Source organism: Saccharothrix sp. CB00851 (assembly GCF_001905065.1).
In the GTDB taxonomy this organism is placed as follows: Bacteria; Actinomycetota; Actinomycetes; order Mycobacteriales; family Pseudonocardiaceae; genus Actinosynnema.
Map to the genome: position 1 here is coordinate 1 of NZ_LWLC01000015.1, position 24,494 is coordinate 24,494.

Annotated in this window: 22 protein-coding genes; 13 read left to right on the forward strand and 9 right to left on the reverse strand. The window is 71.3% G+C overall.

Annotated features, from left to right (window positions below):
• The first annotated feature begins 505 nt into the window (after positions 1-505).
• The 7 genes from A6A25_RS46330 (at position 506) to A6A25_RS16660 (ending at position 8,303) form a co-directional block, all read left to right on the forward strand.
• On the forward strand, positions 506-1,576 hold the full coding sequence (locus A6A25_RS46330; RefSeq protein ID WP_073890948.1) for a sensor histidine kinase: 1,071 nt from the start codon (positions 506-508) through the stop codon (positions 1,574-1,576).
• The gene (locus A6A25_RS16635) at positions 1,569-2,729 is read left to right on the forward strand and encodes a hypothetical protein (protein WP_241828755.1); all 1,161 of its coding nucleotides are present in this window, start codon (positions 1,569-1,571) and stop codon (positions 2,727-2,729) included. Before A6A25_RS46330 ends, A6A25_RS16635 begins: the two co-directional genes overlap by 8 nt.
• Complete coding sequence (locus tag A6A25_RS16640) at positions 2,714-3,364, forward strand: response regulator transcription factor (RefSeq protein ID WP_073890951.1); 651 nt, start codon at positions 2,714-2,716, stop codon at positions 3,362-3,364. Before A6A25_RS16635 ends, A6A25_RS16640 begins: the two co-directional genes overlap by 16 nt.
• Before the next feature lie 112 nt (positions 3,365-3,476).
• On the forward strand, positions 3,477-4,820 hold the full coding sequence (locus A6A25_RS16645; protein ID WP_073890953.1) for a glycoside hydrolase family 6 protein: 1,344 nt from the start codon (positions 3,477-3,479) through the stop codon (positions 4,818-4,820).
• A gap of 51 nt (positions 4,821-4,871) precedes the next feature.
• Positions 4,872-5,360 carry a MarR family winged helix-turn-helix transcriptional regulator gene (locus A6A25_RS16650; RefSeq protein ID WP_073890956.1) on the forward strand — a complete coding sequence of 163 codons (489 nt, stop codon included), beginning with the start codon at positions 4,872-4,874 and terminating at the stop codon, positions 5,358-5,360.
• Positions 5,361-5,433: 73 nt separating this feature from the next.
• Entirely contained in the window at positions 5,434-6,894 is a 1,461-nt protein-coding gene (locus A6A25_RS16655) for an MFS transporter (protein WP_073890959.1), read from the forward strand.
• Positions 6,895-7,100: 206 nt separating this feature from the next.
• Positions 7,101-8,303 carry an MFS transporter gene (locus tag A6A25_RS16660; RefSeq protein ID WP_073890961.1) on the forward strand — a complete coding sequence of 401 codons (1,203 nt, stop codon included), beginning with the start codon at positions 7,101-7,103 and terminating at the stop codon, positions 8,301-8,303.
• 139 nt (positions 8,304-8,442) lie between these two features.
• Here the strand turns inward: A6A25_RS16660 and A6A25_RS16665 are convergent, their stop codons facing one another.
• The gene (locus A6A25_RS16665) at positions 8,443-9,258 is read right to left on the reverse strand and encodes an alpha/beta fold hydrolase (protein ID WP_073890964.1); all 816 of its coding nucleotides are present in this window, start codon (positions 9,256-9,258) and stop codon (positions 8,443-8,445) included.
• Positions 9,259-9,336: 78 nt separating this feature from the next.
• On the opposite strand from A6A25_RS16665, the gene A6A25_RS16670 reads away from it, so the two are divergent.
• Positions 9,337-10,389 (forward strand): sigma-70 family RNA polymerase sigma factor, encoded by a 1,053-nt coding sequence (locus A6A25_RS16670; RefSeq protein WP_073890966.1) that lies wholly within the window; start codon positions 9,337-9,339, stop codon positions 10,387-10,389.
• A 19-nt stretch (positions 10,390-10,408) separates the two neighbouring features.
• On the opposite strand, the gene A6A25_RS16675 is transcribed toward A6A25_RS16670, so the two are convergent.
• Positions 10,409-10,933, reverse strand: a complete 525-nt coding sequence (locus tag A6A25_RS16675; RefSeq protein WP_073890969.1) for a hypothetical protein — start codon at positions 10,931-10,933, stop codon at positions 10,409-10,411.
• 69 nt (positions 10,934-11,002) lie between these two features.
• Here A6A25_RS16675 and A6A25_RS16680 point away from each other — a divergent pair, with 69 nt between their 5' ends.
• From A6A25_RS16680 to A6A25_RS16690, 3 genes are all read left to right on the forward strand, one after another.
• Positions 11,003-11,446: a helix-turn-helix transcriptional regulator gene (locus A6A25_RS16680; RefSeq protein WP_083668406.1), complete on the forward strand. Its 444-nt coding sequence runs from the start codon at positions 11,003-11,005 to the stop codon at positions 11,444-11,446.
• A gap of 10 nt (positions 11,447-11,456) precedes the next feature.
• On the forward strand, positions 11,457-11,864 hold the full coding sequence (locus A6A25_RS16685) for a VOC family protein (RefSeq protein ID WP_073891267.1): 408 nt from the start codon (positions 11,457-11,459) through the stop codon (positions 11,862-11,864).
• Positions 11,865-11,976: 112 nt separating this feature from the next.
• Complete coding sequence (locus A6A25_RS16690; RefSeq protein ID WP_380736054.1) at positions 11,977-14,367, forward strand: ATP-binding cassette domain-containing protein; 2,391 nt, start codon at positions 11,977-11,979, stop codon at positions 14,365-14,367.
• Positions 14,368-14,962: 595 nt separating this feature from the next.
• Here A6A25_RS16690 and A6A25_RS45520 read toward each other — a convergent pair.
• Positions 14,963-15,238 (reverse strand): ATP-binding protein, encoded by a 276-nt coding sequence (locus A6A25_RS45520; RefSeq protein ID WP_083668422.1) that lies wholly within the window; start codon positions 15,236-15,238, stop codon positions 14,963-14,965.
• Between A6A25_RS45520 and A6A25_RS45525 the strand changes: the two genes are divergently transcribed.
• Positions 15,185-16,363: an MMPL family transporter gene (locus A6A25_RS45525; protein WP_083668407.1), complete on the forward strand. Its 1,179-nt coding sequence runs from the start codon at positions 15,185-15,187 to the stop codon at positions 16,361-16,363. The genes A6A25_RS45520 and A6A25_RS45525 overlap by 54 nt on opposite strands.
• On the opposite strand, the gene arfA is transcribed toward A6A25_RS45525, so the two are convergent.
• From arfA to A6A25_RS16720, 4 genes are all read right to left on the reverse strand, one after another.
• Positions 16,347-17,852: an arabinosylfuranosidase ArfA gene (gene arfA, locus A6A25_RS16705; protein ID WP_073890978.1), complete on the reverse strand. Its 1,506-nt coding sequence runs from the start codon at positions 17,850-17,852 to the stop codon at positions 16,347-16,349. The two genes, A6A25_RS45525 and arfA, sit on opposite strands and share 17 nt — an antisense overlap.
• Before the next feature lie 7 nt (positions 17,853-17,859).
• The gene (locus tag A6A25_RS16710) at positions 17,860-18,726 is read right to left on the reverse strand and encodes a carbohydrate ABC transporter permease (protein WP_073890982.1); all 867 of its coding nucleotides are present in this window, start codon (positions 18,724-18,726) and stop codon (positions 17,860-17,862) included.
• A complete protein-coding gene (locus tag A6A25_RS16715; protein WP_241828757.1) occupies positions 18,723-19,688 on the reverse strand; it encodes a carbohydrate ABC transporter permease in 966 nt (321 codons plus the stop codon). The genes A6A25_RS16710 and A6A25_RS16715 overlap by 4 nt, the downstream gene beginning before the upstream one ends.
• 68 nt (positions 19,689-19,756) lie before the next feature.
• Positions 19,757-21,067, reverse strand: a complete 1,311-nt coding sequence (locus A6A25_RS16720) for an ABC transporter substrate-binding protein (protein WP_073890985.1) — start codon at positions 21,065-21,067, stop codon at positions 19,757-19,759.
• Between the two features lie 382 nt (positions 21,068-21,449).
• On the opposite strand from A6A25_RS16720, the gene A6A25_RS16725 reads away from it, so the two are divergent.
• Positions 21,450-22,478 (forward strand): LacI family DNA-binding transcriptional regulator, encoded by a 1,029-nt coding sequence (locus A6A25_RS16725; RefSeq protein ID WP_073890988.1) that lies wholly within the window; start codon positions 21,450-21,452, stop codon positions 22,476-22,478.
• A gap of 70 nt (positions 22,479-22,548) precedes the next feature.
• Here the strand turns inward: A6A25_RS16725 and A6A25_RS16730 are convergent, their stop codons facing one another.
• Positions 22,549-23,217, reverse strand: a complete 669-nt coding sequence (locus A6A25_RS16730; RefSeq protein ID WP_073890991.1) for a response regulator — start codon at positions 23,215-23,217, stop codon at positions 22,549-22,551.
• Positions 23,214-24,356 (reverse strand): sensor histidine kinase, encoded by a 1,143-nt coding sequence (locus tag A6A25_RS16735; protein WP_198932735.1) that lies wholly within the window; start codon positions 24,354-24,356, stop codon positions 23,214-23,216. Before A6A25_RS16735 ends, A6A25_RS16730 begins: the two co-directional genes overlap by 4 nt.
• Positions 24,357-24,494: the final 138 nt, after the last annotated feature.

The following is a 24,494-nucleotide window of genomic DNA, read 5'->3' on the forward strand; positions in this document are numbered from 1 at the left end:
GTTAAAGATCAAGGTAAGGGGCCCCATGTCAAATCGAGCCGGACTTGAGACTCGAGCCGGACTTGAGACTCGAGCCGGACTTGAGGCTCAACCACCGAAGGAAGCGGACACCGCCGGCACGTGGTCGACCGGCAGGTCGGTGGTGCCCCACGAAGTATTGGAAGTGGCCGCGACGTCCACCACCAACTCGCCACCCCGGGTGACGAAGTCCTCGCGCGGTAGGTGTTGCCGCCGCCCGCCGAGCCGATGAGCGGGTCGACGTGCCCGACCGGGTCCACGGCCGAGGCGGTGGCCGGCACCGCCAACCCCGCCGCCGGCACCATCGCCAACCCGGCCGTGAACACCCGCGCCGCGTCCCCCATGCCCTCGGGTCTACCCAACCGGGCGTGCGGGCCGGAAGACCTGGGGCGGATTCTGTCCACTGTTGTCATGGGAGCGCTCTCGGCCGTTCGCGGGCACGTCACCCGCCGTCCACCCTGGACCGTGCGGCTATAGGGTTCGCCGCATGCCGGGTCAGGTCGAGACCGAACTCGTGGCCGCCTTCGCGCGGTTCGCCGGGCCGGTCCGCGGTGTCGGGGTGACGCTGATCAGCGCGTTCGGCGTGCTGTCCGTGCCGACCGACGTCCTGCCGCTGGGCCTGGGGCTGTTCGGTCTGGTGCTGATCGGCGCGGTGGCGGACTTCAGGTCGCCGCGGGCCGCGTTCGTGCTGTCGATCGTGCGGGTGGTGGCGCTGTGCGCGGCGCAGGAGCAGTTCGGCGCCACCGGCGCGTGGTCGCTCAACGTGCTCACCACCACCGCGATCACGTTGCAGTGGGAGTGGGGGCCGAAGGTCACCGTGCCGACCACGGCCGCGCTGCTCACCGTCTACCTCACCGCCGTGTGGGGTGACGGGGCGGTGGTGCTGCGGGTGGTGGTGGAGTGCGTGTTGGCGCGGTTGGCGTTGCTGCTGCTGCGCCGGTCGTCACGGCGCGTGGACGAGTTGCGGACGCGGCGCGCGGCGCTGGAGCGCCAGGAGGCGGTGGCGTTGGCGCGGCGCAGGCGTGACCGCGAGTACCTGGCGCTGCTGCACGACACGGCCTCGGCGACGTTCCTGGCGGTGGCGGTGAACGGGCGGGCGTCCGACCCGGCGGAGGTCGCCGGGTACGCGCGCCGCGACCTGGACCTGCTGACCGGCGGGTCGGGTGTGCCGCGGGACAGCGCGGTGGACGTCGGCTCGTCGTTGCGGGCGGTGGTGGAGGGCAGTCCGCTGGAGGTCGACGCGCGGTGGGAGAGCGTGGTGCTGCCGGCTTCGGTGGCGTTGGCGCTGGTGCGGGCGGTGCGGGAGGCGTTGACGAACGTGGAGCGGCACGCCGGGACCGGTGCGGCGCGGCTGCGGGTCCGGGCCACCGGGGGCGGGGGCGGGGTCGAGGTGGAGGTGACCGACGCGGGGCGGGGGTTCGACGTCGGCGCGGTCTCGGACCACCGGCGGGGTCTGCGCGGGTCGGTGGTCGAGCGGATGGCGGCCGTCGGCGGGCGGGCCGAGGTGACGTCCCGGCCCGGTCGGACGACGGTGCGGTTGGAGTGGCCCGGTGATTGATCAAGAGGTCGGGGCGCGGTCGTGGACGGGTCCGTCGCTCTCCTGGGGTCGCAACGAGCGCGATCACGGTGGTGACGACAGCCGTGAGGCCGAGCGGCACGTGTTCGCCGGCGTGCGGCTGATCCTGCTCGGCGTCACCTCCGTGCTGCAGGCGAGCCTCGGCTTCGGCGCCCTGCTCACCTACCCCCACCACCCGGCGGCGCGGGTCGCGTTCGCGGTGCTGGTGTCGGTCACGCTGCTGTGCGCGTTCTGGGTGGTGCGCCGCGAACCCCTGCCGCGGGCGGTGGTCGTGGCTGGTGTGGTGGCGGTGATGGCGGCTTCCGCGGTGGCCACGGCCGTGTTGCCGTCGTACGAGCTGTTCGGGCCGGCGCACTGGTCGTGGGGCCAGATCGGGTGGTCGCTGCTGCTGTTGCTGCTGGACCGTGTCCCCGCGCTGCTCGCCGCGCAGGCGGCGCACATCGTGCTCGGCGTCGGGCAGTGGCTGCTCGCCGGCACGCCGGACCGGGCCGAGATCGGCAACGTCGGCGTGGTCGTGCTCAGCGTGACCAGCCTCCAGCTCGGTGCCCTGGTGATGACCCGGTTCATGCTGCGCAACGCGGCCCAGGCCGTCGAGGTGGCCGCCGAACGGGAGCGCGCGGCGACGCGTGCCGCGTTGGCCGAGCAGTGGGAGCAGGACCTGCGCGCCGGGTTCGCCGGGCAGCTCGGCAGCACGTTGCCGCTGCTCGCGGACCTGGCCGACGGTGTGCTCGACCCCCGGGACGACGACACGCGGCAGCGGTGCGCGCTCGCCGCGACCCAGCTGCGCCGGTTGTTCGTCGAGAACGACGACGTGCCCGACCCGCTGGTGCACGAGGTCACGGCGTGCGTGCACGTCGCCGAGCGGCGCGGGGTGGCGGTGTCGCTCGCGGTCAGCGGGGCGCCCGTGCCGGTGCCGACCGACGTGCGACGGGAGCTGACCGGGCCGCTGGTGGAGGCGTTGGCGGCGGCACGGGAACGGGCGCGGGTGAGCCTGCTGCGCACCGAGGGCGAGGTGCGGGTGGCCGTCGTCTCCGACGCCGAGGTCGAGGTGGGAACCGCGAGGGGTCGGGTCGAGGTCGAAGGCGGCACGTACGGTCGGCACACGCGGATGGAGGCCCGATGGCGGACGAGCTGAGCGCGGTGGTGGTGGACGACCACCCGGCGGTGCGCGCGGGTGTCGCCTACTGGCTGTCCTCCGGCACGCCGCCGATCAGGGTCGTCGCCGGCGGTGACGACGTGCGCTCGGCGTGGCTCGGCGAGGGCGCGAACGCCGACGTGGTGATCCTCGACCTGCACCTGGGCGGGCCGACGCCGGTGCTCGGCGACCTGCGCCGGCTGGTCGAGGCCGGTCGGCGGGTCGTCGTGTACTCGATGCGCGCCGACGACGACATCGCGTTGCAGTGCCTGGAGCTGGGCGCGTTGTGCTACCTGACCAAGGCGGAGGGCGCGGAGCACCTGGTGCAGGCGACCCGGGCGGCGGCGGAGGGCAGGCCGTACACGCCGCCGTCGCTGGCGGGCGCGTTGGCGGGTGACCGGTCCGACCACCGGCCCGCGCTGTCGGCGCGCGAGGTCGAGGTGCTGGTCGAGTGGTTCCAGTCGGAGTCCAAGGACTTCGTGGCGCAGCGGCTGGGCATCTCGCTGAGCACGGTGAACTCGCACCTGGAGCGGATCCGGGTCAAGTACGCGCTGATCGGGCGGGAGGCACCGACGAAGGCCGCGCTGGTGGCGCGGGCCATCCAGGACGGGCTGATCGGCGTGGACGACCTCTGACGACCCCGAAGCCCTCCACCCGCGATCACGGCCGGTAGTCGCCCGGTCGCGGTACGGTGGGTAGCACACCGCCTCCCTCACATCGTTGTGATCAACCGGAGGTATGCAGTCCATGAGGTCTCTCTTACGCGTCGGCCACGTGCTGACGGCGGTCGCGGTCGCCGCGGGGCTCGCGGTCGCCGCCCCGGCCGGTGCGAGCACGGTCCCCCACTGGTCGCCGCGCGTGGACAACCCGTACGTCGGCGCCCGTGCCTACGTCAACCCGGAGTGGTCCGCGCGGGCCGCCGCCGAGCCGGGTGGCGCGGCCGTCGCCCAGCAGCCGACCGGCGTGTGGCTGACCAGCATCGCGTCGGTCCACGGCACGAACGGCAGGATGGGTCTGCGGGCGCACCTGGACGAGGCGCTGCGGCAGCGCGCCACCCTCGTGCAGCTCGTGCTGTGGAACCTGCCGGGCCGCGACTGCGGCTGGCTGGCCAGCAACGGCGAGCTCCTGCCGAGCGGCCTGCCGCGCTACAAGCAGGAGTTCGTCGACCCGATCGCCGCGATCCTGGCGGAGCCCGCGTACGCGCGGCTGCGGGTGGTCGCGGTCGTGGAGCCGAACTCGCTGCCGTTCCTGGTGACGCACACGTATCCGCGCCCGTGGGCCACGCTGGCCTGCGAGACGATGAAGGCCAACGGCGCCTACACCGAGGGCATCGGCTACGCGCTGGCGAAGCTCGGCGCGGTGCGCAACGTCTACAACTACCTCGACATCAGCAATTACGGGAACATCGGCTGGGACGAGGACCGCAAGCCGATGCTGGAGCAGCTGGCGAAGGCGGCCCGCTCGGGCGGCAGCACGATGGCCAGGGTGCACGGCTTGATCTCCAACACCGCCAACTACTCGGCGCTGCGCGAGGAGTTCATCGTCAAGACGGAGATCAACGGGCAGCACATCCGGCAGAGCCGGTGGTTCGACTGGAACCCGTTCATCGACGAGCTGTCCTTCGTGGACGTCTTCCGCGCCGAGGCGGTGGCCGCCGGCTTCGACCCGCGCATCGGCGTGCTGGTCGACACCTCCCGCAACGGGTGGGGCGGACCGAACCGGCCGACGAAGCCAGGCCCGGAGACGACCGTGGACATCTACGTCGACAGCAGCCGGATCGACCGCAGGGCCCGGGTCTACAACTGGTGCAACCAGATGGGCACGGGCCTGGGTGAACGGCCGGTGGCGGCGCCGCGACCGGGCATCGACGCCTACGTGTGGATGAAGCCGCCCGGCGAGTCGGACGGCGTGAGCATCCAGATCCCGAACAGCGAGGAGAACTTCAACCGGGAGTGCGACCCCTTCTACGACAGCAGGCCGACTTCCACCTACGACCCGACCGGTGCGTGGCCGGACGCGCCGCTGGCCGGACGTTGGCACTCGGCGCAGTTCCAGGAACTGCTGCGCAACGCTCACCCACCGGTGGCGTAACTCGATTCGTTGCGGATAATCCGGTGTTGTCCTGGTAGCTAGACTGGGGCCATGTCCGCCATGGCCCCAGCCCGCACCGAGTCCGACCTGTCGTTCCTGCTGGACCACACCGGTCACGTGCTGCGCACCCGGATGGCGGCGGCGCTGGCCGAGATCGGCCTGACCGCGCGCATGCACTGCGTCCTCGTGCACGCCCTGCAGGAGGAGCGCACGCAGATCCAGTTGGCCGAGATCGGCGACATGGACAAGACCACGATGGTGGTCACCGTGGACGCGTTGGAGAAGGCGGGCCTCGCCGAGCGCCGGCCGTCCAGCACCGACCGGCGGGCCCGGATCGTCGCCGTCACCGAGAAGGGCGCCGAGCTGGCCAGGCAGAGCCAGGCGATCGTGGACGGCGTGCACCGGGCCGCCCTCGACTCGCTGCCCGCCAAAGATCGCGAAGCGCTCCTGCACGCGCTGAACCTGCTGGTCACCGGCCACTTGGCCACCCCCATCCCGGCACCGCAGACGGCCCGTCGGGCCCGCGAGAGCACCAGGTAAGCCCGAAAGAGATTGTCTGCAACAAAACTATCCGCTACGGTTTCTCCTGTCACGCCCGGAACAGGAGAGCCTCATGTCGTCCTCGCTCGAAACCCCACTCGCAACCCCACTCGCAACACCGCTCGACGCATCGCCCGACAAGCCCCGTGCGAACCACTGGTCCGCGCTGGTCGTGCTGTCCGCCGCGATGCTGATGACCATCCTCGACGGCAGCATCGTCACGGTGGCCATGCCCGCCATCCAGCGTGACCTCGGCTTCTCCCCCGCCGGGCTGAGCTGGACCGTCAACGCCTACCTGATCGCGTTCGGCGGCCTGTTGCTGCTCGCCGGGCGGCTCGGTGACCTGATCGGCCGCAAGGCGATGTTCCTGGCCGGGAACATCGTGTTCACCGCCGCGTCGCTGCTGGCCGGTGCCGCGACCACGCCCGGTCTGCTGATCGCGGCCCGGTTCCTGCAGGGCGCGGGCAGCGCGATGGCGTCGGCCGTCGTGCTCGGCATCCTGGTCACGCTGTTCACCGACCCCGCCGAACGCGCCAAGGCGATCGGCGTGTTCAGCTTCACCGGCGCGGCGGGCGCGTCCATCGGGCAGGTGCTCGGCGGCGTGCTGACCGACGCGCTGAGCTGGCACTGGATCTTCTTCATCAACCTGCCGATCGGCCTGGCCACCGTGCTGCTGGCGATCCGCGTGCTGCCCGCCGACCGGGGCGCGGGCCTGTCCGCCGGCGCCGACGTGCTCGGCGCGGCGCTGGTCACCAGCGGCCTGATGCTCGGCATCTACACCGTGGTCAAGGTCGAGGAGCACGGGTGGACGGCGGCGCACACGCTCGGGCTGGGCGCGTTGTCGGTGGCGTTGCTGGCCGCGTTCACCGTCCGGCAGGCCCGGGCGCGGACGCCGTTGATGCCGCTGCGGATCCTGCGTTCCCGCAACGTGGTCGGCGCGAACCTGGTGCAGATCCTCACGTTGTCGGCGATGTTCGCGTTCCAGATCATCGTGGCGCTGTTCATGCAGAAGGTGCTGGCCTACAGCGCGCTCGGCACGGGGCTGGCGATGCTGCCGGCGGCGGTCGCGATCGGCGGTGTGTCGCTGTTCGTGTCGGCCCGGTTGAACACGCGGTTCGGTGAACGGGCCGTGCTGCTGGTCGGGCTGGTGCTGCTGGCGGGCGCGATGGTGAAGCTGACCGCGGTCCCGGTGGACGCCGACTACGTCACCGACCTGCTGCCGGTCATGCTGCTGATCGCCGGCGGCGGGCTCGTGCTGCCCGCGCTGGCGTCACTGGGCATGTCCGACGCGAAGCCGGACGACGCGGGCCTGGTGTCCGGCCTGTTCAACACCACGCAGCAGGTCGGCATGGCGGTGGGCGTGGCCGTGCTGTCCACGCTGGCGGCCGCGCGGACCGGGGAGGAACTGGCATCGGGCGTCACCGAGCCGGCCGCCCTGACCGCCGGGTACCACGTGGCGTTCACCGTCGCCGCCTCGCTGCTGGCCGCCGCGTTCGCGGTCGCGCTGATCGTCCTGCGCAAGCGCTCCCACTGACTCCCGGGGAGGACTACGCAACCGCCGACCCCGGCCCTGTCCACCGCGGAGGTGAACAGGGCCGGGCATCACCAACCGCCGTGTGAGCAGCGGCACGGCGGTGGGGTGCGGGGTGGGTCGGCGGTTGTCGGTAAAATCGTTTCAGTAGCTAAGCAACCTTCGTCGCGTGGTCACTGTCGACTCGGGACAGCTGACAGGAGCGACGCATGACGGCGACCGTCGAGTCCACTGTGACCCGTCGTGGCAAGGGCGGCGGGGCGGCGATGGTCGCCCTGGCGCTGGGCGGGTTCGGCATCGGGACGACCGAGTTCGCCACCATGGGCCTGTTGCCGCAGATGGCGGCCACGTTCGACATCTCCATCCCCACCGCGGGCCACGCGATCAGCCTCTACGCGCTCGGCGTGGTGGTCGGCGCGCCGCTCATCGCCGGGCTGGCCGCGAAGCTGCCGCGCAAGGGCCTGCTGATCGGGCTGACCATCGCGCTGGCCGTCGGCAACGGGCTGTCCGCCATCGCGCCGAACACCGGCCTGCTGATGATGGCGCGGTTCGTGGCCGGGTTGCCGCACGGCGCGTTCTTCGGCATCGCGGCCGTCGTGGCGACCACGCTCGTGCCGCCGGAGCGCCGGGGCACGGCGGTCGCGCGGATCATGGTCGGGCTGACCGTGGCCAACCTGGTCGGCGTGCCGGTCGCCACCGCCGCCGGCCAGCAGATCGGGTGGCGGGTGGCCTACCTCGCGGTGGCGGTGATCGAGGTCGCGACGGCGTTGGCGGTGGCCAGGTGGCTGCCGCGCGTCCCGGCGCCGAGGGACGCGAGCGTGGCCGCCGAGCTGAGCGCGTTCCGCCGGCCGCAGGTGTGGTTCGCGCTGCTCACCGGCATGATCGGGTTCGGCGGCATGTTCGCCGTCTACTCCTACATCTCCCCCATCACCACCGAGGTCTCCGCGCTGTCGACGTCCGCCGTGCCGTGGGTGCTGGCGGTGTTCGGGCTCGGCATGACGCTCGGCGCCACGGTCGGCGGCCGGTTCGTGGACCGCTCGGTCATGGGCACGGTGTTCGGCTCGCTGATCGCGGTGACGGTCGTGCTGGTGGCGTTCGCGCTGACCGCGACCTCGCCGGTGATGGCGTTCGGCACGGTGTTCCTGATCGGGCTCGTGTCCCAGGTCCTGGCCTCGGCGTTGCAGGTCCGGCTGATGGACGCCTCCCCCGACGCGCCGTCGCTGGCGTCGTCGTCCAACCACTCCGCGCTGAACATCGCCAACGGCGCGGGCGCGTGGCTGGGCGGCCTGGCGATCGGCGCGGGCTGGGGCTACACCTCGACCGCGTGGGTCGGGGTGGCGTTGAGCCTGGCCGGGCTGGCGGTGGCCGCGCTGTCCGTCATCGTCGACCACCGCCGCCCGGCACGGCGTTAGCCGGCGGGAACGGCGTCCGGGCCACCCAGCCGCCGCCCCCTCGCGCAGCCCGGCCACCACCCTCCCGGGCACGAAGCCGGGCCGGGTCGTGAAGCCGGGCGAGGCGCGAGGCCAGGCCAGGCGCGAGGCTCCGGGTCGTCTACCGCAGCACCTCGCGCAGCCGGGTGGCGAACCGCTCCGGGTCGTCGGCGAAACCGATGTGGCCGCCCGGGAACATCGTCGGCTCGACACCGAGCCCTTCGGCAAGGGCCTTCGACGTGCGCTCGCACAGCTCGCCGCCCGAGTCCTCGCCGATGCCGACCACGATCCGGCTCGACGCGGCGCGCAGCACGTCGAAGTCGGGCACCCACCGGACCGTCGGCCGCAGCATGTGCTCGTACTGGAACCGCTCGTCGGCGAGGTCCTGCGGGTCGCGCTCACCGCCGAACATGTGCTCGACCACCTCGTCCGGCATGTGGATGTTCGCGATCGACAGGAACTGCCGCCAGGCGCCCGAGGAGTCGCCGGACAGGTAGGTGGCGACCATCTCGTCGGTCCGCTTCAGCAGGTCGTCCCGGTCGGGCACGAGCTGGTTGAGAGGCGGCTCGTGCGCGATCACGGTGTGCGCGACCTCCGGGTTCGCCTGCGCGAGCGCCAGCACGCTGACCGCGCCGCCGCTGGAACCGAGCACGGCCGCCGGACCCGCGTCCACGTGCCGGATCAACCGCGCCAGGTCGTCGGCGCGCAGCTCCGGCGTGGCGTCGCGGTCCGGGTCGTCGACCTTGCTGCGGAAGATACCGCGCGGGTCCATGGTGAGCACCGTGTGGTCGGTGGCGAGCAGGTCGGCCAGCGGCTCGAACGACCTGGCGTCCATCGGCGCCGCGACGAGCACGACCAACGGCCCCCGGCCGCGCAGCTCGTAGTGCAGCAGCGCGTCGGGCACCCGCAGGGTCTCGGTGGTGGCGGTCTCGGTCATTCGGGGATCCTCCTCGAAACTGTCCTGAAGTGCTCGTTCGCCGGTAGTGACTCCCCGGGTGAGGCAGAATCGTCGCTCGTGAGCGAAGTTTCTCCGTCGAGTTCGGCGACGGCGGTCGAGGACCCCGACCTGGCACGCGCCCGCGCGGGCGACGGTGCCGCGTTCACCCGCCTGGTCGAGCCGCTGCGCCGGGAACTGCACGCCCACTGCTACCGCATGCTCGGCTCGACCCACGACGCGGACGACGCCCTCCAGGACGCCCTGCTCCGGGCGTGGCGAGGGCTGCACGGCTTCGAAGGGCGCAGCTCGCTGCGGTCCTGGCTGTACACGGTGGCCACCCGCACGTGCCTGGACGCGGTGGCGAGGCGCGGCCGACGGGCCCTGCCGGTGGACCTGGGGCCCGCCGGCGAACGGGCGGTGGTCGACGGCGGGCCCGCGGCGGACGTGGCGTGGCTCGGGCCGTACCCGGACGCGTGGCCGGCCGACGGAGAGCTGGGCGACGGCGGGCCGGCCGGGCGCTACGACCGGCGCGAGGCCGTCGAACTGGCCTTCGTCGCCGCGCTGCAGCACCTGCCCGGCAACCAGCGGGCGGCGCTGCTGCTGTTCGAGGTGCTGGGGTTCTCGGCGGCCGAGATCGCCACCATGATGAACACCTCCACCACCTCGGTGAACTCTGCGCTGGCCCGCGCCCGGCGGGTCGTCGCCGAGAAGGTGCCCGAACGCACGCAGCAGCAGACGTTGCGGCTGATCGACGACGCCCGCCTGCGGCAGGTCGTGGCCGACTACGCCACCGCGTTCGAACGCGGCGACGCCGACGCCCTGGTCGCGCTGCTCACCGAGGACGTGACGTGGTCGATGCCGCCGATGCCGCACTGGTACCGGGGCATCGAGGCGGTCACCGACTTCGCCGTGCGGGTGCCGCTGACGTCCTGCCCGCCGTGGCGGCACCTGCCGACCAGCGCCAACGGCCAGCCCGCCGTCGCCTGCTACCTGTGGGACGAGGACGCGGGCGCGTACCTGGCGTGGTCGATCGACGTGCTGACGTTGCGGGGCGACCGGATCCGCGAGATCACGTCCTTCGTGGACAGCGCGCACTTCCCGGCGTTCGGGCTGCCCGCGTCACTGCCGTGACGTCGTCGCTGTCGTGACGTCACCAGCCGGTGGCACGCACCACCTCGTGCGCGATGTCCTCGACCGACCGGTCGTCCGTCGCGATGCGGACGGTGCCGGGCGGTGCGTCCGCGTCCAGCCGCCGTGCCATCGCCAGGCTGCGCTCGATGTGCGGCAGCAACTGCGAGCCGATCTCACGGCGGGCGAGCCGTGCCCGGGTGGTCGCCTCCGACGCGGTCAGCAGCACGAGCGTCGAGCGGACCTCCCCCGGACCCAGGGCACGCCGGATCATCGGCTCCTCCAGCACGCTCACCGTGTTGGTGTAGACGAGCCGGTGCTGCCCGAGCGCGGCGTAGTTGGCCCAGACCGCGGCCAGGTTGCGCTCGGTGATGCCGGTGCGGTGCGGGTCGTCGGCGGGCGCCGGGTGGATCTGGTCCAGGTAGTCGCCCTCCACCAGGCAGTGCGCCGTCCCCCGGGCCTGGAGCAGGTGCGACACCTCCCAGCCGACGCTCGACTTGCCCACCCCGGCCCCACCGCCGAGCAGCACCAGTTCCCGCGTGATCACGCGCCGAAGCGTGCCAGGTGGTAAGCCGTTCGCCTGCCCCGTTTTCCACCATGTGGCACCATCGGGCACGTGACCAGCAGATCCGCCGAGGCGCACCGCCTGGGCGACCTCGCCCGGCTGCGCCGCGTCCGCGACCGGATCGACCGCGAGTACGCGCAGCCGTTGGACGTCGAGGCGCTCGCGCGCGGCGTCAACATGTCGGCCGGGCACCTCAGCCGACAGTTCCGCCTTGCCTACGGCGAGTCACCGTACTCCTACCTGATGACGCGGCGCATCGAGCGCGCGAAGGCACTGCTGCGCCGGGGCGACCTCAGCGTCACGGAGGTCTGCTTCGAGGTCGGCTGCTCGTCCCTGGGCACGTTCAGCACCCGGTTCACCGAGCTGGTCGGCGTGCCGCCGAGCGAGTACCGGCGCCACGCGACCGGCGAGGCCGAGGGCATGCCCGCGTGCGTGGCCAAGCAGGTCACCAGACCGGTCAGGAATCGAGAAGCGCCCGCTCCGAGCCTCACCTAGCGTGACCGCCATGGACATCACCATTCACTCCAGCTTCCTCCCGCAGGACGACCCGGAGGCCGCGCTCTCCTTCTACCGCGACGCGCTCGGCTTCGAGGTCCGCAACGACGTCGGCTACGAGGGCATGCGCTGGATCACGGTGGGCCCGGTCGGCCAGCCCGACACGTCCATCGTGCTGCACCCGCCGGCCGTCGACCCCGGCATCACCGAGGACGAGCGCCGCACCATCGTCGAGATGATGGCCAAGGGCACCTACGGCGGCGTCAACCTGGCCACCAAGGACCTCGAAGGCGTGTTCGACAAGCTCCAGGCGGCGGGCGCGGAGGTCGTCCAGGAACCGACCGACCAGCCTTACGGCGTGAGGGACTGCGCGTTCCGCGACCCCGCCGGCAACCTGGTCCGCATCCAGCAGAGCTGACCGCACCGTGCCGTCACCCCACGCCCGTCCCCGGGCGGGGTGACGGCACCCGACGCACACCCCGCGCCGGGGAAGTCCACGCGCCCGACAGACCGAGATAGATGGAGACAGGATCAGCATGGCCACGAGGAAGACCGCGCCGTCGCCCGAGCCGCACCTCGCCGACAGCCACGACCTCATCCGCGTGCAGGGCGCGCGCGTGAACAACCTCAAGGACGTCAGCGTCGAGATCCCGAAACGCCGCCTCACGGTGTTCACCGGCGTCTCCGGCTCGGGCAAGAGCTCGCTGGTCTTCGGCACGGTCGCGGCCGAGTCCCAGCGGATGATCAACGAGACCTACAGCGCGTTCGTGCAGGGCTTCATGCCGACGCTGGCCCGGCCCGAGGTCGACGTGCTCGAAGGGCTGACCACCGCGATCATCGTGGACCAGGAGCGGCTCGGCGCGAACCCCCGCTCCACGGTCGGCACCGTCACCGACGCCAACGCGATGCTGCGCATCCTGTTCAGCAGGCTCGGCTCGCCGCACATCGGCCCGCCCAACGCGTACTCGTTCAACGTGCCGTCGGTGAAGGCCAGCGGCGCCATCACGGTCGAGCGCGGCGGCAAGACCAAGGCCGAGAAGGCCACGTTCAACCGCCTCGGCGGCATGTGCCCGCGGTGCGAGGGCATGGGCTCGGTCAACGATATCGACTTGGCCGCGCTGTACGACGACAGCAAATCGCTCAACGAGGGCGCGCTGACCATCCCCGGCTACAGCATGGACGGCTGGTACGGCCGCATCTTCCGCGGCTGCGGCTTCTTCGACCCGGACAAGCCGATCCGCAAGTACACCAAGCGCGAACTGCACGACCTGCTCCACAAGGAACCAACCAAGATCAAGATCGAGGGCATCAACCTGACCTACTCGGGACTGATCCCGTCGATCCAGAAGTCCTACCTGTCCAAGGACGTCGACTCGCTGCAGCCGCACATCCGCGCGTTCGTGGAGCGGGCCGTGACGTTCACGACCTGCCCCGACTGCGGCGGCACCCGGCTGGCCAAGGAAGCCCTGTCGTCCAAGATCAAGGGCAAGAACATCGCCGACGCGTGCGCGATGCAGATCAGCGACCTGGCCGACTGGGTGCGCGAACTGGACGAGCCCTCCGTGGCGCCGCTGCTGGCGAACCTGCGGCGGACGCTGGACTCGTTCGTGGACATCGGCCTCGGCTACCTCTCCCTCGACCGTCCCTCCGGGACGCTGTCGGGCGGCGAGGCGCAGCGCACCAAGCTGATCCGACACCTCGGTTCGTCGCTCACCGATGTGACCTATGTCTTCGACGAACCGACCATCGGCCTGCACCCGCACGACATCGAGCGGATGAACGCCCTGCTGCGGCAACTGCGCGACAAGGGCAACACCGTGCTGGTGGTGGAGCACAAGCCCGAGGTGATCGCGATCGCCGACCACGTCGTCGACCTCGGGCCGGGCGCGGGCACCGGCGGTGGCGAGGTGGTGTTCGAGGGCACCGTCGACGGCCTGCGCGCCGCCGACACCCTCACCGGGCGGCACCTGGACTACAAGGCGTCGGTGAAGCCGTCCGTGCGCACGCCGTCCGGGGCGCTGGAGGTGCGCGGCGCCGACACCCACAACCTGCGCGACGTCGACGTCGACATCCCGCTCGGCGTGCTGTGCGTGCTCACCGGTGTCGCCGGGTCCGGCAAGAGCTCGCTGATCCACGGCTCGGTCGCCGGGCGCGACGGCGTGGTCGTCATCGACCAGGGCGCGATCCGCGGTTCCCGGCGCAGCAACCCGGCCACCTACACCGGGCTGCTCGAACCGATCCGCAAGGCGTTCGCCAAGGCCAACGGCGTCAAGCCCGCGCTGTTCAGCTCCAACTCCGAAGGCGCCTGCCCCACGTGCAACGGCGCCGGCGTCATCTACACCGACCTCGGCGTGATGGCGACCGTCGAGACGATGTGCGACGACTGCGAGGGCAAGCGTTTCCAGGCCACGGTGCTGGAGTACACGCTGGGCGGCCGGAACATCGCCGAAGTCCTGGCCATGTCCGCGATCGAGGCCGAGGCCTTCTTCGGCGAGGGCGACGCCCGCACCCCCGCCGCCCACAAGATCCTCGACCGGTTGGTTGACGTCGGTCTGGGCTACCTGACCTTGGGACAGCCACTGACGACCCTGTCCGGCGGCGAGCGGCAGCGGCTCAAGCTGGCGACGCAGATGGCCGAGAAGGGCGACGTCTACATCCTCGACGAGCCGACCACGGGCCTGCACCTGGCCGACGTCGAGAACCTGCTGGGCCTGCTCGACCGGCTGGTCGACTCGGGCAAGTCGGTCATCGTGATCGAACACCACCAGGCCGTGATGGCGCACGCCGACTGGATCATCGACCTCGGTCCCGGTGCCGGTCACGACGGTGGGCGGATCGTGTTCGAGGGGACGCCGGCCGATCTCGTCGCGAAGCGTGCGACCCTGACTGGTGATCACTTGGCGGACTATGTCGGCGCTTGAGGATCAAGAATGAGGAAAAGCTTGAAAAGCGTCCTCGCCGGACGGGCAGATCAGCAGGATGACATCCCCCAGTCCCGTTAGGGGTCTGGTTGCGTCGGGAACTGCTGTTGCGTCGTGGGCCGGGCTCCGTGCCATCCCACCGACCTCCCTCCGGGCTACCACACGCGTCAAGAGGGCCCCGAAGTTGGAGTATCAGGCAACGCTCGCACGAGGCCCCCTTGACACGTGCGGTAGGGCTACGCCAGGTCGGCGGGATGACACGAACCCCTCCCAATGAAAAGCGAGAGCATCCCGGCCGCACACGCCCCGGGCCCGCTCGACCCCGCGCCCGATCGCGACCCCCGGCACGTGCCACTGGCGGCGCTGTTTGCCCTTCCAAAGGTAGGGCTTCGTGTCATCCCGCCGACCTGGCTTTGCCCTACCGCACGTGTCAAGGGCGGCGCGTCCAACTTCGACTGTCACTTCACTGGGACCGCGCGCCGCCCTTGACACGTGTGGTAGCCCGGAGGGAGGTCGGTGGGATGACACGGAGTCCGGGACCACGACCCAACAGGGGGTTCCCGACGCAACCAGACGGAGACGGAACCGGGGGATGTCATCCTGCTGATCTGCCCGTCCGGCGAGGACGCTTTTCATCTTTTGTTTCTTCCAACCCTTGGGGCAGGGTCACGACGAACGTCGCCCCACCACCCGGAGTCGACCCCACCTCAGCCCGTCCCCCATGAGCCGCCGCGACAGCGGCCACGATGGACAAGCCCAAACCAGCCCCACCGTGATCCGCACGGGCCGCAGGAGCCCGGTAGAAGCGCTCGAACACATGGGCCCGCTCCTCATCGCTCAACCCCGGCCCGTCATCGGCCACCTCCACCACCGCGTACCCACCGCGTCGGCGAAACCCGAACGGCCCGAACGGCGGTGGACGGCGTGGGCGCGCGTGGTCGTGCGGCACCGGGTGCCCGCCGCGCTGGTGTCGGCCGGGGTGCTGGTCGGGCTGTCGGTGGTCGCCCTCGGGCTCAACCTGAGCGTGCCGGTGACCGCCGACCTGGCCCGTTCGGGGAGCGGGCACGACGGGTTGGTGGCGCTGCGGGAAGCGGGCGTGCCGTCCGGTGTGCTCACGTCGTTCGACGTGTACGTGCCGCCGGGGCAGGACGTCGGCCAGGTCGCGGCAGACGTCGCCGCGCTGTCGGACGTGCACGCCGTGACGGCACCGGACCACTGGCGTGTGAACGGCTCGGCGCTGGTGACCGTGCTGCCCGTGCCCGAGGGCGGTTCGGACGCGGGCGAGGAGCTGATCCGGCGGGTGCGTGCGGCGGTGCCGGACGGCGTGCTCGTCGGCGGGAACGCCACCCAGCAGCTGGACTACGTCGACGTGACGTACTCGGCGTTCCCGTGGATGCTCGCGCTGCTCGCCGCCGCCACGTTCGTCATGCTGGCCCGCGCGTTCCGCTCACTCCTGCTGCCGCTCAAGGCGATCCTGCTCAACCTGCTGTCGCTGGGCGCCGTGCTCGGGGCGATGGTGGTGGTGTGGCAGTGGGGTTGGGGCACCGAGGCGCTGCTCGGCATCCAGCCCGACGGCGCGATCGGCACGTTCGTCCCGGTGACGGTCTTCGCGTTCCTCTACGGGCTGTCGATGGACTACGAGGTGTTCATCATCGCCCGGATGCGCGAGGAGTACGACCGGACCGGTGACACGCGGGAGGCCGTCGTCCAGGGCATCGGCCGCACCGGCAGGCTCGTCACGTGCGCCGCGTTGATCCTGTTCTTCTCGTTCGCGTCGATGGCCGCCGGCGGCGAGCTGGACGTGGCGATCTTCGCGTCGGGCGTCGCGCTCGGCATCGTGCTGGACGCGACCCTGGTCAGGTCGGTGCTGGTGCCCGCCACCGTCGCCATGATGGGCCGGTGGAACTGGTGGCTGCCCGGCTGGGCGGCACGCGTGCTGCGCGTGCCGCCCTCGCCGTCGCCCCGAACCCCGTCGCCGGTCACGACCGGGACGTGAGCCTCACCGCCGTCCACGACACGGGCGGCAGCTCGGCGTGCAGCTCGCCGTCCGCGAGGGTGACCTCCCGCGGCTTCGGCACGACGCGGTCCGGGTCGGTCTCGGTGTTGGTCGCCGAGCCGTCCGGGTCGTGCACGGTCCACGCCTCGGCCACCTCCACCTCACCGAACGCCGCCAGGCCGACCCGCAGGTCGACCGGCTCCGACCGGTGCCGGTTGACCACGAACACCACCGTGTCGCCGGTCTCCTCGTCGTGCGTGGCGACCGCGTCGACCACCGGCACGTCACCGAACTTCTGCGTGGAGTACGTCGGCGACGACGTCTCCACCCGCAGCACCCGCCCCCGCGCCAACCGGGACGTCAGCGCGAACGGGTGGAAGATCGTCTGCCGCCACGCCGGACCGCCCGGCTCGCTGCGGATCGGCGCGATCACGTTCACCAGCTGCGCCTGGCACGCCACCGCCACCCGATCGCTGTGGCGCAGCAACGAGATCAGCAGGTTGCCCACCACCACCGCGTCGGTGACGTCGTACTGGTCCTCGATGACCCGCGGCGCGACCTCCCACTCGGTGCGCTTCTCGGCGTGGAACCGCTTCATGTACCAGACGTTCCACTCGTCGAACGACAGCGTGATCTTCTTGCTGCTCTTCAGCCGCGCGCCGACCGCGTCCGCGGTGGCCACCACGCTGTCGATGAAGTGGTCCATGTCCACCGCCGAGGCGAGGAAGCTGTCCACGTCGCCGTCGATCACCTCGTAGTAGGCGTGCAGCGAGATGTGGTCCACCTCGTCGTAGGCCAGCTCCAGCACGGTGGACTCCCACTCGCCGAACGTCGGCATGGACGAGCTGGAGCTGCCGCACGCCACCAGTTCCAGGTCCGGCTCGGCCTGCCGCAGCGCGCGGGCCGTCTCGGCGGCCAGCCGGCCGTACTCGTGCGCGGTCTTGTGGCCGAGCTGCCACGGGCCGTCCAGCTCGTTGCCCAGGCACCACAGCTTGACGCCGTGCGGTTCCTTGGAACCGTTGGCGCGGCGCAGATCGGACAGGTGCGTGCCGCCGTCGTGGTTCATGTACTCGTGCACGTCGAGCGCTTCGGCGACACCGCGGGTGCCGAGGTTCACCGCGTACATGATCTCGACGTCGGCCTTGCGCGCCCAGCGGACGAACTCGTCGATGCCGACCTCGTTGGTCTCCAGGCTGTGCCACGCCAGCTCACGGCGCACGGGCCGCTGCGCGACGGGGCCGACGCCGTCCTCCCAGCGGTAGCCGGAGACGAAGTTGCCGCCGGGGTAGCGGACCAGCTCCACCCCCAGTTCACGGGTCAGGTCGAGCACGTCCCCGCGGAACCCGTCCTCGTCGGCGGTCGGGTGGCCGGGCTCGTAGATTCCGGTGTAGACGCAGCGGCCCATGTGCTCGACGAACGACCCGAAGAGCCGGCGTCGCACGGGCGCGATGACGTAGTCGGGGCTGAGGGCAAGGGAGGCGTTGAGCACGGGACTCCTACTTCAGGGCGCCTGCCGCCGCACCGCTGCGCCAGAAGCGCTGCAGCAGGACGAAGGCGACGATGAGCGGGACGATGGCCAGCAGTGAGCCGGTCACCACGAGGTTGAACAGCATGCGGGTGCCTGCCTCCTGCTGCGCGGTGTTGAACCACGTGGTCAGGCCCACGGTGAGGGGGTAGAGGTCGGCGTCGCTGAGCATGACCAGCGGCAGGAAGTAGTTGTTCCAGGTGGCGACCAGGGTGAACAGGAAGACGGTCACGATCGCGGGCCGCATCATCGGCAGCGCGATCTGCCAGAAGATGCGCAGCTCGCCCGCCCGGTCGATGCGGGCGGCGTCGATCAGCTCCACCGGCACGCTCTCCGCCACGTACACGCGCACCAGGTACGCGCCGAACGGGCTCAGCAGCGACGGGAGGATGACCGCCCACATCGTGTCGACGAGTTCCACCTCCGACAGGATCAGGTACGTCGGCAGCACCAGCGCGGTGGCCGGCACCATGATCATGCCCAGCAGCGCCGTCTCGAACAACCGCTTGCCCACGAACTGGAACCGGGCCAGGCCGTAGCCGGCGGCGGCCGCGAGCGCCGTGGCGCCCAACGCGCTCAGCCCCGAGTACAGCGCCGTGTTGACCAGCCACTTGCCGTAGACGCCGTCGTCCTCGCGGAACAGCAGCCCGATGTTCTCGAACAGGTTGAACTCGGCGAACCACAGCGCCGGGCTGTCCAGCAGGTCCGGCTGGCTCTTGGTGGCCGCGACGACCACCCACAGCAGCGGTACCAGGAAGTAGAGGATGCCCACGCCCATCAACAGGTGCGGGAGCCGGGTGTCCACCCTGGTCCCGTTGTTCGCTCGGCCGACGGTCATGCGCGCTTCCCCCGCCTGCGGTTGTTGACGAACATGAACGCGTAGGCCACCACGAACACCAGGAACCCGAGCGCGAAGGACACCGCGGCGGAGTAGTGGAAGTCCGAGTAGGCGAACGCCTGGTTGTAGGCGTAGAGGTTCGGCGTGTACCCGGCCGAGATCTGCGGCGCGAACCTGGCCATGATCTGCGGCTCGGTGAAGAACTGCATGGTGCCGATGACGGTGAAGATCGCGGCCAGCGAGATGGCCTGCTTGATCGCGGGCACCTTGACCCGCAACGCGACCTGCACCGGCGTGGCGCCGTCGATCACCGCGGCCTCGTACATCTCGCGCGGCACGCCCTGCAGCGCCGAGTACAGGATGATCATGTTGTACCCGGTCCACGCCCACGTGACGATGTTGCCCAGCGACACCAGCAACAACGAGGCGCTGAAGAAGTCGATCGGATCGCCGCCCACCAGCGTCGGCAGGTCGGCGAACGGTCCGAACGTGCGGCTGTAGAGGAAGCCCCACATGAGCGCGCCGACCACTGCGGGCACGGCGTAGGGCATGAACGCGATGAGCCGGAACGCGAGGGCGAACTTCGTCGTGACGGCGTCCAGCACCAGCGCGCCGGCCAGCGCGATGCCGAGCATGATCGGGATCTGGACGAGTCCGAAGAGGACGACCCGCAGCAGGCCGTCCAGCAGCACCGGGTCGGTGAACGCGCGCACGTAGTTGTCGAAGCCGCTGAACCGCGTGCCCAGCGCCAGGCTCTTGCTGGAAAGGCTGAGCCAGAACGCGTAACCCAGCGGCACGACCAGGAACGCGACGACGACGAGGAAGAACGGCAGCACGAACAACATCCCGGCCACCGGGTGCGCGGTGACCCGGCGCGACCGCTGCCGCGCGCGTGACTCGACCGGAGCGGCCGGGGGCGGGTCGTCGGCCGCGGGCGCCGTGATCGGCAGTGACCGCGTCACGGTGAACCTCCTGACTTGGCCTCCAGGCCGCCGCGGCGCGGTGTGCGCCGCGGCGGGCCGCCGGAGGGTTACTTGCTGACCTTGAAGCCCTGCTGCTCGGCGTACGCGACCACGTTCTTCTGCGTCTCCTCCAGCACCGTGCTCCACGGCCTGCTGCCCGACATCGCCTCGGCGCTGCGGTCGTTCAGCTCGCCGAAGACGAAGTCCTGGAACGGCGTGTACTGGAACTCGCCCAGCTTGTTCGACACCGGCACGAAGATCTCGTTGACCTTCTGGCCGTTGAAGAACTCGTAGGCCTTGCCGGTGAACGCCGGGTCCGCCGCGACGTCCTTCACCAGCGGGTAGAGGAACGCCTTGTTCAGCCCGATGTCCCAGGCCTCCTTGGACTTGCCGAACAGCTCGCGCGCCACGATCGTCGCGGCCTTCGGGTTCTTCGCCTGCTTGGTCACGGTGAACGTGGAGCCGCCCCAGTCGCCCTGCTCGTCGGCGCCCGCGGTCCACTGCGGCATCGGCGCGACCGCCCACTTGCCCGCCGTGTTCTTCAACGAGCCCGCCACGTAGCCGGGCGTCCAGCCGGCCGCGGCCCAGGTCCAGTACTTGCCCGAGTCCAGCGCGGCGGTGGCGTCGGCGGTGAAGAACGGGTCCTTGGCCATCAGGCCCTTGTCGACCAGGTCACCGTAGAAGTCGAAGACCTTCTTGCACTCCGGCGCGGTCAGGTTGATCTTCACCTGGTCCTTGGCGGTGGCCTGCGAGTAGCCGTACGGGCGGCAGCCCGCCTGCCACATCAGGCCGTTGATCCAGCCGCCGTCGCTGCCGAAGCTCGCGATGTGCGCGTTCGGGTCGGCGGCCTTCATCTTCACGGCCGCCTCGCCGTACTCGGCCCAGGTGGTCGGCACCGCGATGCCGTGCTGGTCGAACAGGTCCTTGCGGTACATCAACGCCATCGGGCCGCCGTCGACCGGGATCGCGTAGACCTTGTCGCCGTCGGTGGCCTGCTTCCACGCCCACTCGGCGTAGAGGTCCTTGTCCTCGTTGGCACCGTGCTCGCCCATGTCCACCAGGGCGTCGAGGATGATGAACGTGGGGATCTGCTGGAACTCCACCATCGCCACGTCCGGCGCGCCCTTGCCCGCGGTGAACGCGGTCTTGAGCTTGGCGTACTGGTCGGGTCCGGTGCCGACGTTGGTCCACTCGACCTTGATGTCCGGGTGGGAGGCGTTGAACGCCTCGACCACGCCCTTGAACTCCGGGTACCAGGCCCAGACGGACACCGTCACGGGTCCGTCGTCGCCGCCCGCCCCGCCGCACGCGGCCACGGCGAGCAGGCCGCAGGCGGCGAGCCCCCCTCGGAGTTTCGCCAACCAGGTGGTGCCGAGCATGAGTGCGCCTTTCCGTCGCGGCATGCGTCCGGGCATGCGCGATCGCGATCACGGTGCGTGAACTAGACGTACAGGGTGTGCGGCGACCCCGCGAGGCGTGAACTGGCGCCTGGGGGTCGGGGTCCGGGTGTCGCACCACGGCCGGCGGGTCCTCGGAGTCCGACCGTGTCTGCCGCCGTGGCACCGGTCTTGCTGCGCTGCAAAGCACTATGGACGGCGTTTTGCCGCGCTGCAAGACCTCATCTGAAGTTAATCCAAACGAGATTTGAGACGGTTGCGACTCGCTCGGCGGTCGGGGCTTGTCGCGGTGGAGGTGGCCGTGCACACTCCTTTGCAGCGCTGCAGCGGTGGGGCCGCCGCGCCGGTCCGACGGAGGAGAACCATGCGCGACGCCACGCTGCGTGACGTAGCAGAGCTCGCGGGCGTGTCCGCGCGGACGGTCTCGAACGTGGTCAACGGCTACGCCAGGGTCACCGAGCGGACCCGCGAGAAGGTGGAGCGGGCGATCGCGGAGCTGGGCTACCGGCCCAACGTGCTGGCCCGCAACCTCGCCAACGGGCGTTCCGGCCAGATCGCGGTGGTCGTGCCCTACCTGGACACGCCGTACTTCGCGGAACTGCTCCAGGCAATCATCCCCAGGGCGCGCGAGCGCGGCTACAACGTGCTGATCGACCAGACCGACGGCGACCCGGCGCACGAGCGGGAGCTGATCCGGCGCGGCGCGCGGGCGCTGCTGTTCGACGGCATGATCTTCAGCCCGCTCGGGCTGGCGCAGGAGGACCTGGACGACGGCGATCCCACGCTGCCGCTGGTCGTGCTCGGCGAGCGGTCGTCCAACGGCACGTTCGACCACGTCGGCATCGACGACGTGGCGGCGTCCCGCGAGGCCACCGCGCACCTGATCGGCCTGGGCAGACGCCGGATCGCGGCCATCGGCGACCAGCCGTACCCGACCGGCGAGGCCGCGCAACTGCGCACGCTCGGCTACCGGCAGGCCCACGCCGAGGCCGGGTTGCCGGTGGACGAGTCGCTGATCATCCCCACGCCGAGGTTCAACCGGGCCGACGGCTCGGGCGCGATGCGGCTGCTGCTCGACCGGCCCGACCCGCCGGACGCCGTGTTCTGCTACAGCGACCTGGTCGCGCTCGGCGCGTTGCACGAGGTGCTGGAACGCGGCCTGCGCGTGCCCGAGGACATCGCCCTCATCGGGTACGACGACATCGAGGACGGCCGCTACTCCAACCCGCCGATCAGCACCATCTCGCCGGACAAGGTGACCATAGCGGCCACGGCGGTGGACCGGCTGCTCGCGCGCATCGGCAGCACCGAGCCGCTCCCCGGCATCGAGGTCCGCGCCGGCCACCGGCTGATCGCCCGCCAGAGCACCCTCGGCCGCACCGCCGCACCCTGACCCGAACGTTCAACTCACCTGTTCCGAACGTAGGACACACGCGTTCCGAACGTAGGACACGCGCGGGGTTCTAGGTTCGGAAGCGGGGGACGACCAGGCCCGATTCGTAGGCGGCGACCACGGCCTGGGTCCGGTCGCGCAGGCCGAGTTTGTTCAGCACCCGGCTCACGTGGGTCTTCACCGTCTCCTCCGTGACCACGAGCCTGGCCGCGATCTCCGGGTTCGACAGGCCCTCGGCGACCAGCCGGAGCACCTGCGTCTCGCGCGGGGTGAGGGTGGCCAGGGCGGCGTTCGCCGGTGCGTCCCGCTCGGGCCGCAGGCGGGTGAACTCGCTGATCAAGCGACGGGTGACGGTCGGTGCCAGCAACGCCTCGCCGGCCGCGACGACCCGCACCGCGTCGAACAGCTGCTCCGCCGTGACGTCCTTGAGCAGGAAGCCGCCCGCACCCGCGCGCAACGCGTCGTAGACGTACTCGTCCAGGTCGAACGTGGTGAGGATCAGGATCCGCGGCCCCTCCGGACCGCTGAGCCGGCGCGTGGCCTCGATGCCGTCCACGCCCGGCATCCGCACGTCCATGAGCACGACGTCGGGTGACAGCTCCCGGCACAGCCGCACCGCCTCGTCGCCGTCGGACGCGGTGCCGACGACGGTGAAGTCCGGCTGCGTGTCGAGCAGCGCGGCGTACCCGGTGCGGATCACCTGGTGGTCGTCGGCGACCACGATCCGGACGCCGCTCACCCGGCCGCCCTCGCCGGGAGGCTGGCCTCGACCACGAACCCGCCCACGGCCGCCGGACCGGTGTGCAACCGACCGCCAACGGCCGCCGCCCGTTCCCGCATACCGGTCAGCCCGTGCCCGCCAACAGGTGCCGCGGCGGGCGGTCCGGGCCCGTTGTCCCTGATGCGCAACCGCAACGCCTCCTCGGTGTAGTGCAGCTCCACGTCGACCGCCGCGCCGGGCGCGTGCCGCCGCGCGTTGGTCAGTGCTTCCTGGACGATCCGGTACGCGGCCAGCTCGACGCCCGGGTCCAGCCCGGCGGGCGCGCCGGAGACGATGAGCCGCGCGCCCGCGCCGGACGTGTCGCGCACGTGGTCGAGCAGTTCGGTCAGCTGCCGCAACCCGGGCTGGGGGTGCCGTTCGGCGACGTCCTGCGGCGCGTCCTCCCGCAGCACGCCCAGCAGCCGCCGCATCTCGGTCAACCCGGCCCGCGCGGTGTCGCCGATCTCCGACAGCCGCCGCGCGCCTTCGGCGGGCAGGCCGGGCGTGGTCAGCCGCGCGGTCTCCGCCTGCACCGCGATCATCGAGATGTGGTGTGCCACGACGTCGTGCAGCTCGCGCGCGATCCGGGCCCGTTCGCCCCGGGCGGTGTGCTCGACCAGGCTCTCGGCCACGGCCTGCCGGGCGGCCCGGTGCACCACCGCCTCGCCGCGCGCCCACCGGGCGATCCCGACCCACGCCGCCGTCAACCCCAGCGACGCCGCCGGCACGGTCATCGCGTCCGCGCCGGGCAGGAGCGCCAGCACGAGGTACGGCACGGCCAGGCAGGTCGCCACGACCTGGCCACCCGCCCGTCCCAGCCGGTACAGCACGAGCAGCTGCGCCACCAGCCCCGCCGCCGTGAGGCCGTGGAACAGCCCGAGCGACAACACCCCCGCCGCCGACACGGCGACCGCCGCCGGCATCGGCCGCAGGAACGCGGGCGGCGCGGTGGTCGCGAGGGCGAGCAGCCCGAGCACGAGGACGAGCTGCGGGTCGGCACCGCCCGCGACGGCACGCCCCACCGACTCGCCCACCGCGGCCACGCCCAGCGACACCACGGCGAGCACCGGCGCGTGCAGCCCGTCGCCCAACCGCCGTGCCCACCCCTCATCGCTCACGCGGACCATTGTCGTCGCCGACGCACGTACGGGCGTCACCGCACGCGGTGAGACCGACATCCCTCGCGCGAGGGACACGTCTCCCCCACGTCAGCGAGCGTGGAGATTGCTCTCCCGCGTGACGACTCCGCCCACCCA

Coding starts and splice junctions, on each gene's coding strand:
- A6A25_RS46330 (WP_073890948.1), top strand. CDS start 506: ATGCCGGGTCAGGTCGAGACCGAACTCGTGGCCGCCTTCGCGCGGTTC.
- A6A25_RS16640 (WP_073890951.1), top strand. CDS start 2,714: ATGGCGGACGAGCTGAGCGCGGTGGTGGTGGACGACCACCCGGCGGTG.
- A6A25_RS16645 (WP_073890953.1), top strand. CDS start 3,477: ATGAGGTCTCTCTTACGCGTCGGCCACGTGCTGACGGCGGTCGCGGTC.
- A6A25_RS16650 (WP_073890956.1), top strand. CDS start 4,872: ATGTCCGCCATGGCCCCAGCCCGCACCGAGTCCGACCTGTCGTTCCTG.
- A6A25_RS16655 (WP_073890959.1), top strand. CDS start 5,434: ATGTCGTCCTCGCTCGAAACCCCACTCGCAACCCCACTCGCAACACCG.
- A6A25_RS16660 (WP_073890961.1), top strand. CDS start 7,101: ATGACGGCGACCGTCGAGTCCACTGTGACCCGTCGTGGCAAGGGCGGC.
- A6A25_RS16665 (WP_073890964.1), bottom strand. CDS start 9,258: ATGACCGAGACCGCCACCACCGAGACCCTGCGGGTGCCCGACGCGCTG.
- A6A25_RS16685 (WP_073891267.1), top strand. CDS start 11,457: ATGGACATCACCATTCACTCCAGCTTCCTCCCGCAGGACGACCCGGAG.
- A6A25_RS45525 (WP_083668407.1), top strand. CDS start 15,185: ATGGGCCCGCTCCTCATCGCTCAACCCCGGCCCGTCATCGGCCACCTC.
- A6A25_RS16710 (WP_073890982.1), bottom strand. CDS start 18,726: ATGACCGTCGGCCGAGCGAACAACGGGACCAGGGTGGACACCCGGCTC.
- A6A25_RS16720 (WP_073890985.1), bottom strand. CDS start 21,067: ATGCTCGGCACCACCTGGTTGGCGAAACTCCGAGGGGGGCTCGCCGCC.
- A6A25_RS16725 (WP_073890988.1), top strand. CDS start 21,450: ATGCGCGACGCCACGCTGCGTGACGTAGCAGAGCTCGCGGGCGTGTCC.